The organism is Bradyrhizobium sp. SZCCHNS3052, from assembly GCF_032484495.1.
GTDB lineage: Bacteria > Pseudomonadota > Alphaproteobacteria > Rhizobiales > Xanthobacteraceae > Bradyrhizobium.
In genome coordinates, this window is sequence record NZ_JAUETB010000001.1 from 820,034 (window position 1) to 838,082 (window position 18,049).

The window sequence follows — 18,049 nt, forward strand, 5'->3', positions numbered from 1 at the left end:
GATGTTGGACCGGCATGCTGACACACCTGAACGCTGAAATGGAATCCTAGAATGCAGCTCGCGGCGGGGAACATCTGGTGCAGCGCGGCGGTCGTCGTCCGTGATCCGCGACACGGAATGTTGCGGCGGGGGATCTGACGCATGGCCCCATACCCGCGCGGCGGCTTGCTAGGGAACATCAGGTGCCGTTAGCTCTGGCGACAACAAGGATCGAGGGAGCCGACGCCACGATGGGACCGCTTGCGGGCATCAAGGTCATCGACATGACCACCGTGCTGATGGGGCCGTATGCCGCCCAGACGCTCGGCGACTACGGCGCCGATGTCATCAAGGTGGAATCGCCGGAAGGAGACGTCACCCGCAAGATCGGCCCGTGGCATCATCCGGGCATGGGGCCGGTCTATCTCAATACCAACCGCAGCAAGCGCGTGATCTGCCTCGACCTCAAGAAGCCCAGGGGACGCGAGGCCGCGCTGCGGCTCATCAAGGACGCCGACGTCCTGCTCTACAACATCCGGCCGCAGGCGATGGCGCGGCTGAACCTCGGCTATGACGTGGTCTCCGCGCTCAATCCGCGGCTGGTCTATGCCGGTGTGTTCGGCTTCGGCCAGGATGGTCCCTATGCGGCCAAACCGGCCTATGACGACCTGATCCAGGGCGGGGCGGCGCTGTCGCATCTGATGGCGGTCGCCGGTGACGGCACGCCGCGTTATGTGCCCAATGCGCTGGTCGACCGCATCGTCGGCCTGACGGCGGTCGGTGCCATCTGCGCCAGCCTCGTGCACCGTGACCGCACCGGGCGCGGCCAGCGCCTGGACGTGCCGATGTTCGAGACCATGTCGGCCTTCATCATGGGCGACCACATGGGCGGGCTCACCTACCAGCCCCCGCTCGACAAGGGCGGCTATGCGCGGCATTTGTCGCCCGACCGCAGGCCCTACAAGACCGCCGACGGCCATATCTGCGTGATCGTCTACAACGACAAGCAATGGGACGCGTTCTTCACCGCGTCCGGCCGCACCGACCTGCGCGCGGATGACAGGTTCAACAGCTTTGCCCGGCGTGCCGCCAACATCGATTTCGTCTATGCCGAGCTCGCGCGCATCTTTCAGACGCGGACCACGGCCGAATGGACCGATCTGCTGGATGCCGCCGATGTGCCGGTCATGCCGATGCACGACCTCGAAAGCCTGCTGAACGATCCGCACCTCGTGGCGACCGATTTCTTTCCCGTGGTCGAACATCCGACCGAAGGTCCGATCCGCAGCACCCGCGTGTCCGCGACCTGGTCCGAGACCAAGGCCGAGCCGCTGCGTCTGGCGGCACGGCCGAACGAGCATGGCGCGGTTATCCTGCACGAGCTTGGTTTCTCGGACGAGGAGATCGCCGCGATGATCCGCGACGGCGTGACGACGCCGGCGCCTGCCAGGGAGTGAGACGATGGATTTCGCGCTCTCCGCCAACCAGGAATCGATCCGCGATGCGGTGGCCAAAATCTGTGCTCGCTTCGACGATGCCTACTGGCTGAAGAAGGACAAGGAGGGCGGTTTTCCCGCCGACTTCCACAGGGCCTTGGCCGAGGCTGGCTGGCTCGGCATCTGCATCCCGGAGGCGTATGGCGGCTCCGGGCTCGGCATTCTCGATGCTGCGATCATGATGCGCACCATCGCCGAATCCGGCGCCGGCATGTCCGGTGCCTCGGCGATCCACATGAACGTGTTCGGGCTCAATCCGGTCGTCGTGTTCGGGACCAAAGAGCAGTGTGCGCGGATGCTGCCGGGCATCGTCGATGGCAGCGAGAAGGCCTGCTTCGCCGTGACCGAGCCGAACACCGGCCTCAACACCACCCAGCTCAAGACGCGTGCCGTGCGCAAGGGCGACCGCTACATCGTCAACGGCCAGAAGGTGTGGATCTCGACCGCGCAGGTCGCCGAGAAGATCCTGCTGCTGGCGCGCACGACGCCGCTGGAGGAGGTGAAGCGCCCGACCCATGGGCTCAGCCTGTTCTACACCGATTTCGACCGCAGCCGGATCAAGGTGCACGAGATCGAGAAGATGGGCCGCAAGCCGGTCGACTCCAATGAGCTGTTCTTCGAGGATGTCGAGATTCCGGTCGAGGATCGCCTGGGCGAGGAGGGGCGCGGCTTCGACTACATCCTGCACGGCATGAACCCGGAGCGTATCCTGATTGCCGCCGAAGCCGTCGGGCTCGGTCATCTCGCACTGTCGCGCGCGTCGGCCTATGCGAAGGTGCGCAACGTGTTCAATCGCCCAATCGGCCAGAACCAGGGCATCCAGCATCCCCTGGCGAAGAACTGGATGGAGCTGGAGGCCGCGTGGCTGATGGTGCTGCAGGCCGGCTGGCAGTACGACCAGGGCCGGCCTTGCGGCCCGGCGGCGAACGCCGCGAAATATCTCGCCGCCGAAGCCGGCTTCCACGCCTGCGAGCAGGCGGTGATGACCCATGGCGGCTTCGGCTATGCGCGCGAGTATCACGTCGAGCGCTATTTGCGGGAATCCCTGATCCCCCGCATCGCCCCGATCAGCCCGCAACTGATCCTCAGCTTCATCGCTGAGAAGGTCCTCGGTTTGCCGAAGTCGTATTGAGATGGGTTCTGACTGAGATGATGAACGCAATCGTGATGGACGCACAATGCCTGCATTCCCGCCCCCCTTGTGGGGGAGGGGCAGGGAGGGGGGTACCCCACGAAGGCTCGTCGTGCGGCCATCCCCACCCCCGACCCCGCCCCACAAGGGGGAGGGGAGCGCAGCGGCGCTCGTGGTGGGGACCATGACCTACATCACCGGCACCGGGCTTACCTCGTTCGGCAGGCATGACGGCCGCTCGTCGCTCGACCTGATGAGCATGGCGGCGCAGCTTGCGCTGGATGATGCCGGGCTGACGCGGCGCGACATCGACGGCATCCTGTGCGGCTATTCCACGGTGTCGCCGCACATCATGCTCGCAACCGTGTTCGCCGAGCACTTCGGCATCACACCCTCTTACGCCCATGCGGTGCAGGTCGGCGGCGCCACCGGGCTCGCGATGGTGATGCTCGCGCATCACCTGGTCGAAGCCGGCGTCGTCAGGCACATGCTCGTGGTCGCCGGAGAGAACCGGCTGACCGGGCAGAGCCGCGATGCGTCGATCCAGGCGCTGGCCCAGGTCGGCCATCCCGATTATGAGCTGCCGCTCGGGCCGACCATCCCTGCCTATTACGGCCTCGTCGCCTCGCGCTACATGCACGAATACGGCGTCACCGAGCATGACCTCGCCGAGTTCGCCGTGCTGATGCGGGCGCATGCGCTCGATCATCCCGGCGCGCAATTCCATGAGCCGATCACCATCGCGGACGTCATGGCATCGAAGCCGGTGGCGCGGCCGCTCAAGCTGCTCGACTGCTGTCCGGTGTCCGACGGCGGCGCCGCCATCGTCGTCAGCCGCGAGCCGACCGGAGCGATTGCGGTGCACGTGCGCGGCTGTGCCCAGGCGCATACGCATCAGCACGTCACGGCGGCGCCGGCCTTGAGCGAGCTTGGTGCCGAAATCGCGATCGCGAAGGCGAAGGCCGCAGCGGGTGTAGACATCAAAGACGTCGACTACGCCGCCGTCTATGACAGTTTCACCATCACGCTCTGCATGCTGCTCGAGGATCTCGGCCTCGCCGGCCGCGGCGAGGCGGCGGCGCGGGTCAGGGCCGGTCATTTCAGCCGCGACGGCGCCGTGCCGCTCAACACCCATGGCGGGCTGCTCAGCTACGGTCATTGCGGCGTCGGCGGCGCCATGGCGCATCTGAGCGAAGCGCATCTGCAGATGACGGGGCGCGCCGGACCTCGCCAAGTCCGCGAAGCAGCGCTGGCGCTGCTGCACGGCGATGGCGGCGTGCTGTCGTCGCATGTCAGCATGTTCTGGGAGCGTGTGCGATGAGCGAATCGTCCGACTGGACCAGGGGGGTTGCAGCGATTCGCTTTCAGCGCTGTGCGTGCTGTGCCCACCTGCAGTATTTCCGCCGCGGCTTCTGCGCGGCCTGCGGCTCGCTTGCGCTCACCGATCACGCGGCGACGGGCGAAGGTACCATCTATGCGGCATCATTGGTCTGTCGTGCCGCGACGCCGGAGACGCGCGCGCATGTGCCCTACAACATCGTGCTGGTGGATATGCGCGAGGGCTTTCGCATCATGGCCCATGGCGACCACGAACTTGCGATCGGCGATCTCGTCATGGCCTGCTTCGTCACCTTCGCAGGCGGCATCGTGCCGTACTTCGGGAAAGTCAAATGAAGATGGGGAACAGAACGACGTCTGAAAAGGTCGACCGCGGGCGGCCGAGGCGGGACGATACGCATGAAAAATTCGTCCCGACCCGGATCGCCGCGCGATTGACACAATACTGTTACGCTACGCCTACTAACTCAAACGCAACTCAACTCGGTCGTTCGCGTGAGCAATCAAGCTCACATTCCTACCTACGGGCGATGAAGAAACTGCGACGCAGAACCTCCAGACAGCCCTTCATCGCCCGTAGAACAGGACGCTGGCGATGACGATCATGGATGTCACCGCCAGCATATGCGCGAGTGCCTCCGACGTTGCCCTCTTAGTGGCTTCCTTCATGCCGTTTCCTCCCTGGACACTGGACACGACTCTCCGTGGCGCAAATACACACGCTACGTCGGCTGGAATTTTACTCGGAACACCCCACTTCGACGTTCGCTTCGCGAGTCCCCACTCGGCGTTCATCGACGGTTCAGAACATCGTCGGGTAATGCGGCGTGAATTGGGCTCGCTTATGGTTGTCCTGCGACCGAGTCCCGGTAACGTTTAGGCGAGCCCGTACAAATACGAGTGATGCGAATTATCGACCGGAAGCTGTTAGTTACTGTGAATTGCAACCTTGAGTATTTGTTTGCTTCGACCGCGTGCGACGCTTCGATGACTGACTTCGACGCGCTGAAATCAGTCTGCTGCGAGCAGGTTGAGCCGCGCATTGGCGACCGTCAGACGCTCGGCCAGCAGCAGCGCCAGATTGCGCATGATGCGCTCGCCGGCTTTCGGATGGCGCACGCGGAAACGTTCGAAATCCACCAGCGAGATCTCGAACGCGGTGGCGGAGAAATCCGCGACGACGTCGGCGGAGCGCACGGGCTCCAGCAGCGCCATCTCGCCGAAGCATTGCCCCGCCGTCAGCGTCGCCAGCCGGATGCCGTCGGGCAGGGTGACGTGGACGACGCCGGAGCGCAGGAAGAAAAGCGAGGCCGCAGCATCGCCGGCCGCCAGGATGCGTTCGCCCTGTTGATAGTGCCGGATGGTCGCGAGCGCCGCGAGCTCGTGGCGCTCGTCCGCGGAGAGCCCGGCGAGCAGCGGCTGCTCGGCGAGCTCGGTGGTTTCGAGGAAGTCGATCGCCCCGCCATAGCGATAGACGATCTGGTCCTCGGCCCATTCGATCGCGGCGTCGAGCAGGTAGAAGTCGCGGACGTTCCTGATGTCGCCGGTGCGGGCCGCGATCTCCTGCCATTCCGGCGAGCTGCGGCGGATGCCCGACAGCACGACGGTCACGTCGAAGTCGGCGAGCTCGTGAAACAGCTCGGAAAGCAGGCGCACGCCTGCTTGTGTCATCGCGGTGACGCGATGGAGGTCGACGATGACGAATTGCGGTCGCGTGCTCGCCGCAAGCTGGCGCGAGACGTAGTCGACGTTGGAGAGCGACAGCGTGCCGACCAGCTCGAGCACGCGCACCGCGTCCGGATGTGCGGCGAGGATGTTGCGCTCCTGCGCGCGGCGGCTGCGTCGCGACGGGCTGGCGCCGATGTCGTAGTCGGCGATGATCGTGGTGCGCGCATCGTCGGAACGGTTGAGCATGTGCAGGCCGTAATGCGCCGACAGCGCCTCGCAGACCTTGATGCCGCGCACGCTGTTGCCGTGACCGTCGAGCCTGGGCGAATAGCTGCCGAGCCCGAGCCGCGCGGGCAGGCTCGCCAGGATGCCGCCGCCGACGCCGCTCTTGGCGGGAATGCCGACGCGGTAGATCCATTCGCCGGCGAAGTCATACATGCCCGACGAGGTCATCACCGACAGCGTGCGCGACACCGCATAGGGCGTCACCACCTGCTCTCCGGTGACGGGATTGACGCCACGATTGGCGAGCGTGGCCGCCATGATCGCGCAGTCGCGCGCGGTGACGAGCACGGCGCATTGCTGGAAGTAGACCGCGAGCACGTCGTCGACAGGCTCCCTGATGACCTCCGACGTCCGCAGCAGATAGGCGATCGCGCGGTTGCGATCGCCGGTGGCGGCTTCCGACGCGAACACCGCGTCGTCGACATCGAGCTTGCGGCCGGCGAAGCGGCCGAGCGCGTCGCGAATGGTCTCGAAGGCGTCATTCTGACGTGCCTTGCGGATCAGGCCGCTGCACGCGATCGCGCCGGCATTGACCATCGGATTGAACGGGTGGTTCTCCGCATTGAGCCGGATCGAATTGAAGGGATCGCCGGACGGCTCGACGCCGATCACGCGCTCGACCTCGTCGGAGCCGAGCGTATCGAGCGCGAGCGCGAACACGAACGGCTTCGACATCGATTGGATCGTGAACGGCACGCGGCTGTCGCCGACCTCGTAGACGTGGCCGTCCAATGTGGCGAGGCCGATGCCGAAATGCGCCGGGTCGGCCTTGCCGAGCTCGGGGATGTAGTTCGCAACGGTGCCGTCATGATCGGGCCAGAAGTCGGCATGGCAGGCCGACAGGAAGCGCTGCAGCGGCGGCATCGCGGCCGTCGCCCAATGCTGCGGATGTCGGATCGGCCTCGGGTGGGTGGTCATGGCAAGCTCGGCGGGAACAAGGTCTCGCGCCGGTTATGTCGCAGCCGCGACGGCGCAGCCAGCCCACACTTGTCGCAACGCTGGTCAAATGTTGCCGCTGCTCACCGATTGAGCGGGTTTGCGGGCGCGATGACCGTCCCGTGTTGCCATGCGCGAGAGGCGATGCCCATCGAAAGCCGCCGCTGCGGTACCGCGCGTTGGAACCGGCGACGATCGTCCCTCCCGCATCCTGCAGCCGATTGCCTGAGGATGCCGAGTCTTGTGCCAACACGCTGAAGAATGGCGGGTTTTGGAGACGGTCTGCTGTTGTGACGGCAAAACGGCTGGGCTAGCTTGTTCAACAAGCGGAATATCATTCCGCATGACGGAATTGGTGGGAAACGCATGGGACGACGGTCTGAGCGATTGAGCAGGGGCAGCATGCTGCCCGGAGATCTCGCCGGCGAGGGCGAGGTCATTCAGGTGGTGTCGCGGGCGTTCGACGTGCTTCGCTGTTTCGAGGGGCACGAGGCGCGGCTCGGCAATCTCGAAATCTCCAACCGCTGCGGCCTGCCGCGGTCGACGGTGTCGCGGCTGACGCACACGCTGACGCGCATGGGCCAGCTGGTCTACCTGCCGCGCGATCAGAAATACCGCATCGGCCCGAGTGCCGTGGCGATGAGCACGTCGATGACCAGAGGCTTGCAGCTGCGCAATCTGATCCGGCAGCGGCTGCAGGACGTCGCGGAGCAGTTGCCCGGCACCGTCGGCTTCGTGATTCCCGATCGCTTCCACCTCGTCTATCTGGAGTTCGGCCGCGCCGCGAATGCGCTCGGACTGCATGAGACCACCGGCAGCCGCATCTCGATGGCCTCGACCGCGGCCGGTCATGCCTATGTCGCCGCGCTCGAGCCGGAGGTCGGCGACGCCTTGCTGGCCGAGATGGAGCGCGAGATGCCTGACGCGGCCAAGCTGCTGCGGCCACGCCTCGAGCACAACAGACAGTTTCTCAAGGAGCATGGCTACGTCGTGGCCTGCGGCCTGTGGAGTCCGCACATCAATGGCGTCGCGCTGCCGCTGTGGTCGCCGCAATACCAGACCTATGTCGTGCTCACGATCGGGCTGTTGTCGGCGATGTACGACGAGCAGCGGCTGCATGACGAGGTCGCCCAGCCGATGCGCGAGCTCGGCCGCAGCATCGCCGCGCTGCTGCAGGGCGCGGAAGCCGACGTCTTCAACAACCGGATGGACAGAAAACCGCTCCAGGTGAACGCGAAGACTAACCACAAGAACAAGACCATCACCGGGGCAGGGGGAACGAATGAGTTGGCAGCCGGAGCTCGAGGAACTGGCCCGGCGCGAGGCCTTCGCGCGGGAGATGGGCGGGCCTGACAAGGTCAAGCGTCAGCACGACCAGGGCCGTCTCACCGTTCGCGAGCGCATCGACGGCGTCGTCGATCCCGGCAGCTTTCACGAGATCGGCGCGGTCGCCGGCCTCGGCGAGTATGACGAGCAGGGCGAGCTCAAGCACGTCACGCCCGCCAATTGCGTGTTCGGGCGCGCGCGCGTCGACGGCCGCACCGTGGTCGTGGTCGGCGACGATTTCACCGTGCGTGGCGGCTCGGCCGATGCCTCAATCGCCGCCAAGCCGTTGATGGCGGAGGAGATGGCGCACGACTTCCGTCTGCCCATCATCCGTATCATCGAGGGCTCCGGCGGCGGCGGTTCGGTCAAGACGATCGAGACCAAAGGCGCGGCCAATCTGCCCGGCGGCATCGGCGGCAATCGCTGGTACCGCTACACGACCGAGAACATGTCGCTGGTCCCGGTGGTCGCGCTCGGCCTCGGCTCGGTCGCGGGGCTTGGCGCAGCGCGGCTCGCGGCGAGCCACTACTCGGTGATGACCAAGCAGTCGGCGATGTTCGTCGCCGGGCCGCCGGTCGTGAAGCGGCTGGGCCAGGACCTCGGCAAGATGGAGCTCGGCGGCGCCGACATCCAGACCAAGGCCGGCGGCGTCGACCACGCGGTCGACACCGAGGCGGAAGCGTTCGCCTGCGCGCGGCGCTTCCTGTCCTATCTGCCGTCGTCGGTCTACGAGCTGCCGCCGACCTTGCCTTGCACCGACGATCCGCAGCGCGTCGACGAGCAGCTCATCAGCGCGGTGCCGCGGGATCGCCGGCGCGTCTACAAGATGCGGCCGATCATCGAGTCCGTCGTCGACAACGGCTCGTTCTTCGAGGTGGCGCAGAACTATGGCCGTCCGATCATCATCGGCCTCGCGCGTCTCGAAGGCCGCGCAGTGATGGTGCTGGCGAGCGATCCCTATCACTTCGGTGGCTCGTGGACGGCGGATGCATGCCAGAAGGTGATCCGCTGGGTCGACTTCGCCGAGACCTTTCATCTGCCGATCGTCTACCTGATGGACTGTCCCGGCTTCATGGTCGGCCTCGAGGCGGAGAAGGCCGCGACCATCCGCCACGGCGTGCGCGCAATGGCGGCGGTCAACCAGTCGACGGTGCCGTGGTGCACGGTGATCGTGCGCAATAATTTCGGCGTCGCTGGCGTCGTGCATCAGCCGGCCGATCGATTCTCCATCCGCTATGCCTGGCCGTCGGCCCATTGGGGCTCGCTGCCGCTCGAGGGCGGCATCGAGGCGGCGTATCGCGCCGAGATCGATGCCGCGCAGGATCCGAAGGCCAAGCTCAAGGAGATCGAGGAGCGGCTGACCAAGCTGCGCTCGCCGTTCCGCTCGGCCGAGAAGTTCTGGGTCGAGGAGGTCATCGATCCCCGCAAGACGCGCGCGCTGCTGTGCGAGTTCGCCCGCCTCGCCGAGCCGCTGCGCACGCCCGGGCCGCCCACGGCGATGACGACGCGGCCGTGAGCTTACGCCGCGGCGGGCTTCGCCTGCCGCGCGATCGCCAGCGCCAGAAGCGCCGCGACGATGCAGAGCGCGCCGGCGGTGAAGAACGCCGGCAGGTAGCTCTGGAGCAGTGTGCGCGACAGGCCGGCGCCGAACGCGGCGGTGCCGGCGCCGAGCTGATGTCCGGCGAACACCCAGCCAAACACCAGGTTGGCCCGCTCGGGCCCAAACCGCTGCGCCGTCAGCCGCACCGTCGGCGGCACGGTGGCGATCCAGTCGAGGCCATAGAACATCGCGAACAGCGACAGGCCATAGAACGAGAAGTCGGTGAACGGAAGGAACAGCAGCGAGAGACCACGCAGGCCGTAGTACCAGAACAGCAGCCAGCGATTGTCGTACCGGTCCGACAGCCAGCCCGAGACGATCGTGCCGACGAAATCGAACATGCCCATCGCGGCGAGCAGGCTCGCCGCCTGCACCTGAGGAATTCCGAAGTCGAGGCACATCGGGATGAGATGCACCTGGACAAGGCCGTTGGTCGAGGCGCCGCAAATGAAGAACGTCGCAAACAGCATCCAGAACACCGGCGCCCGCGAGGCGTCGCGGAGGGTGCCGAGGGCGGCGGCGAGGATCGGCGTGGTGACGGGCGAGGGGGCGGCGATCGGGTCGGTGCCGTTGTCGCCATAGGGTCGGAGGCCGAGATCACTCGGGCGATCGCGCATCAGCAGCAGCACGGCCGTGGCGGAAACGCCGAGCATGATGCAGATCAGCCCGAGCGCGACGCGCCAGCCGAGCCGCTCGGTGAGGCTGGCGAGCAGCGGCAGGAACACCAGCTGTCCGGTGGCGACGCTGGCCGTGAGAATGCCGACGACGAGGCCGCGCCGCGCGACGAACCAGCGCGTGGCGATGGTCGCGCCCAGCACCAAGGCGGTCATGCCGGTGCCGATGCCGATCACGACGCCCCACAGCAGCACGAGGTGCCACACCTGTGTCATCGCGAGCGACGCCAGCAGCGCCGACACCACGATCAACTGGGCCAGCAGCGTGATGTTGCGCAGGCCGTAGCGGTTGAGCAGGGCGGCGGCGAACGGCGCCATCAGCCCGAACAGCACGAAGCGGATGGAGAGCGCCGAGGAGATCTCCGCGGTGCTCCAGCCGAATTCCTGCTGGAGGGGCACGATGAACACGCCGGGTGCGCCCACCGTGCCGGCGGACACCAGGGCCGTGAAGAACGTCACGGCGACCATCACCCAGCCGTAATGGATGTTGCGCCGTCCAAGGATCGCTGCAAGTTGGTTCGAGATCATGAGGCTCTCAGTACAATGGGGTTGCGCGCCCATTCTGCCAGGGCGCCCAAATGACATAAATGGCTAAGTTCCCTCGTTTCAGGACATCAGGGTCGCTCCACGGCGATCGCAGTCGCCTCGCCGCCGCCGATGCACAGTGCGGCCACGCCGCGCTTCAGCCCGCGCGCGTCCATCGCATGCAGCAGCGTCACGATCAGCCGCGCGCCGGTGGCGCCGATCGGGTGGCCGAGCGCACAGGCGCCGCCGTTGACGTTCAGCCGGTCACGCGGGATGCCAAGGTCGCGCTGCGCGGCCATGGCAACGACGGCGAAGGCCTCGTTGATCTCGAACAGGTCGACATCCTCGACGCGCCAGCCGACCTTGTCGAGCAGTTTCCTGATCGCCGGAATCGGCGCCGTCGTGAACCATTGCGGCTCCTGGCTGTGGGTGGCGTGGCCCTTGATCTCCGCGATGACAGGCAGCCCGTCGCAATCGGCACGCGACCGCGCGGCGAGCACGAGCGCCGCGGCACCATCCGCGTTCGCGGAGGACGCTGCGGGCGTGATCGTGCCGTCCTTGCGGAACGCCGGCTTCAGCGCCGGGATCTTCACCGGATCGACCTTGAGCGGATGCTCGTCGTTGGCGACCAGGCGCGGGCCGGATTTCTCGACGATCGTGATCGGGGCGATCTCGGCCTTGAACGCCCCGCCTTCGACCGCCTTGCGCGCACGCGTCAGCGTCTCGATGGCGTAGGCATCCTGGTCGGCGCGGGTGAACTGATAGGCCTCGGCCGTGGCCTCGCCGAAATCGCCCATCGAGCGTCCGGTCTCATAGGCGTCCTCCAGGCCATCCAGCATCATGTGATCGAGGATCCGATCGTGGCCAGCACGATAGCCGCCGCGCGCCTTGGTCAGCAGATATGGCGCATTGCTCATGCTCTCCATGCCGCCCGACACGACGATCTCGGCGGAGCCCGCCCGAATGACGTCGTGCGCCAGCATCGCGGCCTTCATTCCGGAGCCGCAGACCTTGTTGATGGTGGTGGCGCCGGTGGCGTCGGGCAGGCCGGAACCGCGCGCGGCCTGCCGTGCCGGAGCCTGGCCCTGGCCGGCCGACAGCACGTTGCCCATGAACACCTCCTGGACCGCATCGGGCGAAACGGTGGCGCGTTCGAGCGCGGATCCGATCACGTGCGCGCCGAGCTTGTTCGCACTCAGCGGCGAGAATTCGCCCATGAAACGGCCCAACGGCGTGCGGGCGGCGGACAGGATCACGACGGAATCGGACGAGGCCATGACAAGGCTTTCTGATGAAATATGATAATCATCATATAATAATCTCTCGCAAGAGGAAACCCCGGCGGTCCCTGCTGAACCGTCGTGAAGCTGGCGCGAGGCTGCCGGGATCTGCGAGGCGAGACTTGGAGAAACTTGCTATCGCTTGCGGTCGATGAAATGTTGCATCAGCCGTTTCGGCTCGTCGGTGAGGAACGACCGTCCGAAGGCGCCGATCGATATCTCGATGGACTCCTTCAGCGGCAGCTCCTCCCATTGCCGCAGCAGAGCCTTCTGCGTCCGCAGCGCTTCGGGACCGCAGGCGAGCAGGGATGCCACGGCCTTCTCGACCGCGATGTCGAGTTCTCCCTCGGCGGCGACGGCATCGACGAGGCCCCAGGCGAGAGCGGTCGGCGCGTCGATCGTCTCGGCGGTCATCAGCAGCCAGCGCGTGCGGCCCCAGCCGATGAGACGTGGCAGCAGCGCGGCATGAATGGCCGAGGGAATGCCGACACGCACCTCGGGCATGCCGAACTTGGCGTCGTGTCCCGCGACACGGATATCGCAGGCCGCTGCGACCTCCAATCCGCCACCCAGACACCACCCCGGCATCCGCGCAATCACGGGGGCAGGAAAATGTCGCACCGCTTCGCAGAGCCCGGCAAGTCGCGAGATGAAGGTTTCCGCTGAAGCCTGGTCCAGCGTTGCCATCTCCTTGATGTCGGCGCCGCCGATCATGCTCTTCCCGCTTTCGCCGGCCAAAACGAGAACGCGAATGGCGGCGTCGGAGGCGAGCGATCGCAGCCCGGCTTCCACGTCGAGAATCGCTGCCGAACCGAGAATGTTGAGCGCGCCTGCATTGCAGATCGTCAGCCGAACGACGCCTTGGCCGTCACGACTCACGCCGCAGTGGGAATTGAGCATGTCCATGGTCGTCCTCGTCGGGTTCCTGGGCAACAGGGGTGTGCCGGGAATAAATCAGGCCAGCGAAGTTGATTTAGATCAACTCGAATTCATCAAATAGCTGCAGCGAGCAGGACGCAGAGCTGTTATAGTATGACCGCAGACATTCAATGGGACGGCAATGCGTTACTCTCCGGAACACAAGGCGGAAACCCACGCGCGGATCGTGCGCAAGGCATCGGTGCGGCTGCGCGAGCGTGGCGCTCATGGTGTCGGGGTTGCAGACCTGATGAAGGAGGCCGGACTGACTCACGGCGGCTTCTACGCGCATTTCGATTCGCGCGAGGCGTTGGTCGTGGAGGCGTTCGGTTATGCGATCGATCGTTCGATGGAGCATTGGCGCAAGCTGCTGGACCAGTTGCCGCCGCAGAAGCGGCTCTCGGCCATCGTCGACGGCTATCTGTCCGCCGGCCATCGCGACGATGTCGGTCACGGCTGCGCGGTTCCTGCGCTCGGAGCGGAAATCGCCCGCGAGAGCGCCAAGACCCGCAAAGCCTTTGCTGCGAAGCTGGAAGAGTTGATCGACCTGTTCGCCGAGTACATCGTCGACGTACCGGCCAAGACTGCGCGAAAGCGGGCTTCGGCGATGCTCGCGACTCTGGCGGGGACGCTCGTGATGGCGCGACTCATGGGCAGCGGCGAATTGTCAGACGATATCCTGAACTCCGGGCGCGAGGTGGCGCTGGCCGTCGCCAGCGGAGGTGGGCCGGCGGGCAGGGCACCTGTGCGGGCACCCGCAAAAAGGCCCGTGAAGAAGGCGGTAGCCGCGAAGCGCTGATCCGTCGCGCGGCTCGGATGCGGGACGCGGCACGCTGCACGCCGCGGGGTCTGCAGTGATCGTGCCGACCGAGCGAAGGGGCGGCATTTTCGCAGCGCCGATCAGCGCTTAGACCCTTCCCAAACGCCGCAAAGACTGCAAGATGCCGGCCAATTCGGCACTGCTTACCCCTGCGGAGGATACCCCATGCGTTCGATCGGTCATTTTATTGGCGGCAAAGAGGTCAAGGGCACGTCTGGACGGACGGCCGATGTCTTCGAGCCCATGACCGGCGACGTTCAGGCCAAGGTCGCGCTGGCGTCCCGCGCCGAGCTCCGGGCCGCGGTCGAGAACGCCAAGGCGGCGCAGCCGGCCTGGGCCGCCACCAATCCGCAGCGCCGCGCGCGCGTCATGATGAAGTTTCTGGAGCTCGCGCAGCGCGATTACGACCAGCTCGCCGAGCTGCTGGCCCGCGAGCACGGCAAGACCGTTCCAGATGCCAAGGGCGACATCCAGCGCGGCCTCGAGGTGGTTGAGTTCGCCTGCGGCATTCCGCATTTGATGAAGGGCGAGTACACCGAAGGTGCCGGTCCGGGCATCGACATCTATTCGATGCGCCAGCCGCTCGGTGTCGTTGCCGGCATCACGCCGTTCAATTTCCCGGCGATGATTCCGATGTGGAAGTTCGCTCCCGCCATCGCCTGCGGCAATGCCTTCATCCTGAAGCCGTCGGAGCGCGATCCGGGCGTGCCGATGAAGCTCGCCGAGCTGATGATCGAGGCCGGTCTGCCGCCGGGCATCCTCAACGTCGTCAACGGCGACAAGGAGGCGGTCGACGCCATCCTCGAGGATCCGGACATCATGGCGATCGGCTTCGTCGGCTCGTCGCCGATCGCGCAGTACATTTATGAGCGCGCCGCCGCCCACGGCAAGCGCTGCCAGTGTTTCGGCGGCGCCAAGAACCACGCCATCGTGATGCCCGACGCCGATCTCGACCAGGCCGTCGATGCGCTGATCGGCGCCGGCTACGGCTCGGCCGGCGAGCGCTGCATGGCGGTGTCGGTTGCGGTGCCCGTCGGCAAGACCACGGCCGACCGGCTGATGGAGAAGCTGATCCCGCGCGTGGAAAGCCTCAAGATCGGCACGTCAGTCGACCCATCGGCCGATTTCGGCCCGCTGGTCACCCGCGAGGCGGTCGAGCGCGTGAAGAACTACGTCGACATCGGCATCAAGGAGGGGGCGACGCTCGCCGTCGACGGCCGCGGCTTCAAGATGCAGGGCTACGAGAACGGCTTCTACATGGGAGGCTGTCTGTTCGACAACGTCACCAAGGACATGCGGATCTACAAGGAGGAGATCTTCGGGCCGGTGCTGTCGGTCGTTCGTGCCAAGGACTATGCTGAGGCGCTGGCGCTGCCGTCGGAGCATGATTACGGCAACGGTGTCGCGATCTTCACCCGCGACGGCGACGCCGCGCGCGACTTCGCGGCCAAGGTCAATGTCGGCATGGTCGGCATCAACGTGCCGATCCCGGTGCCGATCGCCTACTACACCTTCGGCGGCTGGAAGAAGTCCGGCTTCGGCGATCTCAACCAGCACGGCCCGGATTCGATCCGCTTCTACACCAAGACCAAGACGGTTACCTCGCGCTGGCCGTCCGGCGTCAAGGAAGGCGCGGAATTCTCGATCCCGCTGATGAAGTGATGAGATGAACTGACAACAGTGGGAGCCCGCTAGGGCTCCCACTCCGTCATCGCGAGGAGCGAAGCGGCGAAGCAACCCAGGCTGCCTCCGCGGAAGGACTCTGGATTGCTTCACTTCGCTCGCAATGACGGAGTGTGAAGAGGCGCCACGGCCAACAAACAAGACCAGGAAACGCGGAGAACGGATGCAGTTCGCTCTCGACGAGGATCAGATCGCGGTGCGCGACATGGCGCGCACCTTCGCGGCGGAGAAGATCGCGCCGCATGCGCTGCGCTGGGACGAGGAGAAGCATTTTCCCGTCGATGTGATGCGAGAGGCCGCAAGCCTCGGCATGGGCGGCATCTACATCCGCGACGATGTCGGCGGCTCGGGTCTCAGCCGGCTCGATGCGGCGCTGATCTTCGAGGCGCTGGCGACGGGCTGCCCCACGGTGTCGGCCTTCATCTCGATCCACAACATGGCCTCGTGGATGATCGACACCTTCGGTACCGAGGCCCAACGCCAGGCTTACCTGCCGAAGCTCTGCGCCATGGACCTGATCGCGAGCTATTGCCTCACCGAGCCGGGCGCGGGCTCCGATGCGGCGGCGCTGCGCACGCGCGCGGCGCGCGAGGGCGACGACTACGTGCTCAACGGCCAGAAGCAGTTCATCTCCGGCGCGGGCGCCACGGATATCCTCGTTGCGATGGTTCGCACGGGAGCCGACGGTCCCGGCGGCATCTCGACCCTGGTGATCGATGCCAATACCCCCGGCGTGTCGTTCGGCGCCAATGAGCGCAAGATGGGCTGGAACGCGCAGCCGACCCGCGCGGTGATCTTCGAGAATGCGCGCGTTCCGGTGGCCAACCGGCTCGGCGAGGAGGGCATCGGCTTCAAGATCGCCATGGCCGGGCTCGACGGCGGCCGCCTCAACATTGCCGCGTGCTCGCTCGGCGGCGCGCAGGCGGCGCTCGACAAGACGCTGGCCTATACGAAGGAGCGCAGGGCGTTCGGCAAGCGGCTCGACGAATTCCAGGCGCTGCAGTTTCGCATCGCCGACATGGCGATCGAGCTGGAGGCGGCGCGCACCTTCGTCTGGCGCGCGGCGGCTGCGCTCGACCGCAAGGATGCTGACGCGACCATGTTGTGCGCTATGGCCAAGCGCTTCGGGACCGATGTCGGCTTCGAGGTCGCCAACCAGGCGCTGCAGCTGCATGGCGGCTACGGCTATTTGAGCGAATACGGCATCGAGAAGATCGTGCGTGACCTGCGCGTGCACCAGATCCTCGAAGGCACCAACGAGATCATGCGCCTGATCGTGTCGCGCAAGCTGATCGAGGCGGCGCGATGAGCGAGGCTATCGAAGGCGACCTGATCGTCCGCCGCGAAGGCTCGGCCGGCATTATCCGGCTGAACCGGCCGAAGGCGATCAACGCGATGACGCTGGAGATGTCGATGGGCATCGACGCCGCGCTGGATCGGTTCGAGGGCGATCCGGCCGTCGCAATTGTCGTGCTCGAAGGCGCGGGCGAGCGTGGACTTTGTGCAGGCGGCGATATCCGCGGGCTCTATGAGAGCTCGAAGACGAATGGCGATCTCGGCAAGGTGTTCTGGCGCCAGGAATACATCATGAACGCGCGCATCGCGGCGTTTCCAAAACCCTATGTCGCCTATATGGACGGGCTGGTGATGGGCGGCGGCGTCGGGCTGTCGGCGCATGGCCGCCACCGCATCGTGACCGAGAAGACCAAGCTCGCAATGCCCGAAGTCGGTCTCGGCTTCTTTCCCGACGTCGGCGGCACCTGGCTCTTGTCGCGCGCGCCCGGCGAACTCGGCGCCTATTTCGGCCTGACGGGGCAGACCATGAACGGGCCCGATGCGATCCATGCGCGCTTTGCCGATGCCGTGGTGCCGACCGAGAAATGGCCGGCGCTGCGCGAGGTCCTGACCAAAGTCAGGCCGGGGACGCTGTCGATCGAGATCGACCGGCTGATCGCAGGCTTCGCGACGTCGGAGACGTCCGGCCCGGTGGCGGCGCAGCAGGCCAAGATCGACGCCTGGTTCGCCCATGACAGCATGCACGACATCTTTGCCGCCTTGAAAGCGGACGGCTCGGAGCTCGCGTTGGCGACGCTGAAGACGCTGCAGGAGAAGTCGCCGCGCGGCATGGTCGTGACGCTCGAGCTGCTGCGACTGGCACGCGGTGCGGCGTCCCTGGAGGAATGCCTGGTGCGCGAGTATCGTGCGGCGCTCGAAGTGTTCCGCAGCGACGATTTCCGCGAGGGCGTGCGTGCGGCGATCATCGACAAGGACCGCAATCCCAGATGGTCGCCGCCTGATGTCGATCAGGTGACACCGGACATGCTGGCGCCATATCTTGCCGAGATTGGCGCCGACGAGCTGACCTTTCCGCAGAGCAGATAACAATCAG

At 65.9% G+C, this 18,049-nt stretch carries 14 protein-coding genes; 10 read left to right on the top strand and 4 right to left on the bottom strand.

All coding sequences use genetic code 11. The features are described from left to right. The first annotated feature begins 230 nt into the window (after positions 1-230). The 4 genes from QX073_RS03730 to QX073_RS03745 all read left to right on the top strand — a co-directional run bounded on the left by QX073_RS03730 (position 231) and on the right by QX073_RS03745 (position 4,281). Entirely contained in the window at positions 231-1,436 is a 1,206-nt protein-coding gene (locus tag QX073_RS03730) for a CoA transferase (RefSeq protein ID WP_315749743.1), read from the top strand. A 4-nt stretch (positions 1,437-1,440) separates the two neighbouring features. Beyond that, entirely contained in the window at positions 1,441-2,607 is a 1,167-nt protein-coding gene (locus QX073_RS03735) for an acyl-CoA dehydrogenase family protein (protein WP_315749745.1), read from the top strand. Positions 2,608-2,791: 184 nt separating this feature from the next. Then, the gene (locus tag QX073_RS03740) at positions 2,792-3,928 is read left to right on the top strand and encodes a thiolase family protein (protein WP_315749747.1); all 1,137 of its coding nucleotides are present in this window, start codon (positions 2,792-2,794) and stop codon (positions 3,926-3,928) included. Continuing rightward, positions 3,925-4,281, top strand: coding sequence for a Zn-ribbon domain-containing OB-fold protein (locus tag QX073_RS03745; RefSeq protein WP_315714447.1), 357 nt, complete (start codon positions 3,925-3,927; stop codon positions 4,279-4,281). The genes QX073_RS03740 and QX073_RS03745 overlap by 4 nt, the downstream gene beginning before the upstream one ends. A gap of 675 nt (positions 4,282-4,956) precedes the next feature. Here the strand turns inward: QX073_RS03745 and glsA are convergent. Beyond that, a complete protein-coding gene (gene glsA / locus QX073_RS03750; RefSeq protein ID WP_316225319.1) occupies positions 4,957-6,816 on the bottom strand; it encodes a glutaminase A in 1,860 nt (619 codons plus the stop codon). Positions 6,817-7,200: 384 nt separating this feature from the next. On the opposite strand from glsA, the gene QX073_RS03755 reads away from it, so the two are divergent. Both QX073_RS03755 and QX073_RS03760 read left to right on the top strand, forming a co-directional pair. After that, the gene (locus QX073_RS03755; protein WP_316164610.1) at positions 7,201-8,187 is read left to right on the top strand and encodes an IclR family transcriptional regulator; all 987 of its coding nucleotides are present in this window, start codon (positions 7,201-7,203) and stop codon (positions 8,185-8,187) included. After that, positions 8,117-9,676: an acyl-CoA carboxylase subunit beta gene (locus QX073_RS03760; RefSeq protein WP_316164611.1), complete on the top strand. Its 1,560-nt coding sequence runs from the start codon at positions 8,117-8,119 to the stop codon at positions 9,674-9,676. Before QX073_RS03755 ends, QX073_RS03760 begins: the two co-directional genes overlap by 71 nt. Positions 9,677-9,678: 2 nt before the next feature. Here QX073_RS03760 and QX073_RS03765 read toward each other — a convergent pair whose 3' ends face one another. The 3 genes from QX073_RS03765 to QX073_RS03775 form a co-directional block, all read right to left on the bottom strand. Beyond that, the gene (locus QX073_RS03765; protein ID WP_316172009.1) at positions 9,679-10,962 is read right to left on the bottom strand and encodes an MFS transporter; all 1,284 of its coding nucleotides are present in this window, start codon (positions 10,960-10,962) and stop codon (positions 9,679-9,681) included. Positions 10,963-11,048: 86 nt separating this feature from the next. Then, positions 11,049-12,236: an acetyl-CoA C-acyltransferase gene (locus QX073_RS03770; protein ID WP_315714442.1), complete on the bottom strand. Its 1,188-nt coding sequence runs from the start codon at positions 12,234-12,236 to the stop codon at positions 11,049-11,051. A gap of 138 nt (positions 12,237-12,374) precedes the next feature. Continuing rightward, entirely contained in the window at positions 12,375-13,145 is a 771-nt protein-coding gene (locus tag QX073_RS03775; protein WP_316225320.1) for an enoyl-CoA hydratase, read from the bottom strand. A gap of 154 nt (positions 13,146-13,299) precedes the next feature. Between QX073_RS03775 and QX073_RS03780 the strand changes: the two genes are divergently transcribed. From QX073_RS03780 to QX073_RS03795, 4 genes are all read left to right on the top strand, one after another. After that, on the top strand, positions 13,300-13,956 hold the full coding sequence (locus QX073_RS03780; protein WP_316192704.1) for a TetR/AcrR family transcriptional regulator: 657 nt from the start codon (positions 13,300-13,302) through the stop codon (positions 13,954-13,956). A gap of 186 nt (positions 13,957-14,142) precedes the next feature. Next, a complete protein-coding gene (locus tag QX073_RS03785) occupies positions 14,143-15,639 on the top strand; it encodes a CoA-acylating methylmalonate-semialdehyde dehydrogenase (RefSeq protein WP_316225321.1) in 1,497 nt (498 codons plus the stop codon). A gap of 184 nt (positions 15,640-15,823) precedes the next feature. Beyond that, positions 15,824-16,969 carry an acyl-CoA dehydrogenase family protein gene (locus QX073_RS03790; RefSeq protein ID WP_316172005.1) on the top strand — a complete coding sequence of 382 codons (1,146 nt, stop codon included), beginning with the start codon at positions 15,824-15,826 and terminating at the stop codon, positions 16,967-16,969. Further along, on the top strand, positions 16,966-18,042 hold the full coding sequence (locus QX073_RS03795) for an enoyl-CoA hydratase/isomerase family protein (protein ID WP_316225322.1): 1,077 nt from the start codon (positions 16,966-16,968) through the stop codon (positions 18,040-18,042). The genes QX073_RS03790 and QX073_RS03795 overlap by 4 nt, the downstream gene beginning before the upstream one ends. Positions 18,043-18,049: the final 7 nt, after the last annotated feature.

Bases quoted from the DNA above. Each gene is read 5' to 3' on its own strand.
- QX073_RS03785 (WP_316225321.1), top strand. From the start codon at position 14,143: ATGCGTTCGATCGGTCATTTTATTGGCGGCAAAGAGGTCAAGGGCACG.
- QX073_RS03735 (WP_315749745.1), top strand. From the start codon at position 1,441: ATGGATTTCGCGCTCTCCGCCAACCAGGAATCGATCCGCGATGCGGTG.
- QX073_RS03775 (WP_316225320.1), bottom strand. From the start codon at position 13,145: ATGGACATGCTCAATTCCCACTGCGGCGTGAGTCGTGACGGCCAAGGC.
- QX073_RS03795 (WP_316225322.1), top strand. From the start codon at position 16,966: ATGAGCGAGGCTATCGAAGGCGACCTGATCGTCCGCCGCGAAGGCTCG.
- QX073_RS03730 (WP_315749743.1), top strand. From the start codon at position 231: ATGGGACCGCTTGCGGGCATCAAGGTCATCGACATGACCACCGTGCTG.
- QX073_RS03755 (WP_316164610.1), top strand. From the start codon at position 7,201: ATGGGACGACGGTCTGAGCGATTGAGCAGGGGCAGCATGCTGCCCGGA.
- QX073_RS03790 (WP_316172005.1), top strand. From the start codon at position 15,824: ATGCAGTTCGCTCTCGACGAGGATCAGATCGCGGTGCGCGACATGGCG.
- QX073_RS03740 (WP_315749747.1), top strand. From the start codon at position 2,792: ATGACCTACATCACCGGCACCGGGCTTACCTCGTTCGGCAGGCATGAC.
- glsA (WP_316225319.1), bottom strand. From the start codon at position 6,816: ATGACCACCCACCCGAGGCCGATCCGACATCCGCAGCATTGGGCGACG.
- QX073_RS03780 (WP_316192704.1), top strand. From the start codon at position 13,300: ATGCGTTACTCTCCGGAACACAAGGCGGAAACCCACGCGCGGATCGTG.
- QX073_RS03745 (WP_315714447.1), top strand. From the start codon at position 3,925: ATGAGCGAATCGTCCGACTGGACCAGGGGGGTTGCAGCGATTCGCTTT.
- QX073_RS03765 (WP_316172009.1), bottom strand. From the start codon at position 10,962: ATGATCTCGAACCAACTTGCAGCGATCCTTGGACGGCGCAACATCCAT.
- QX073_RS03760 (WP_316164611.1), top strand. From the start codon at position 8,117: ATGAGTTGGCAGCCGGAGCTCGAGGAACTGGCCCGGCGCGAGGCCTTC.
- QX073_RS03770 (WP_315714442.1), bottom strand. From the start codon at position 12,236: ATGGCCTCGTCCGATTCCGTCGTGATCCTGTCCGCCGCCCGCACGCCG.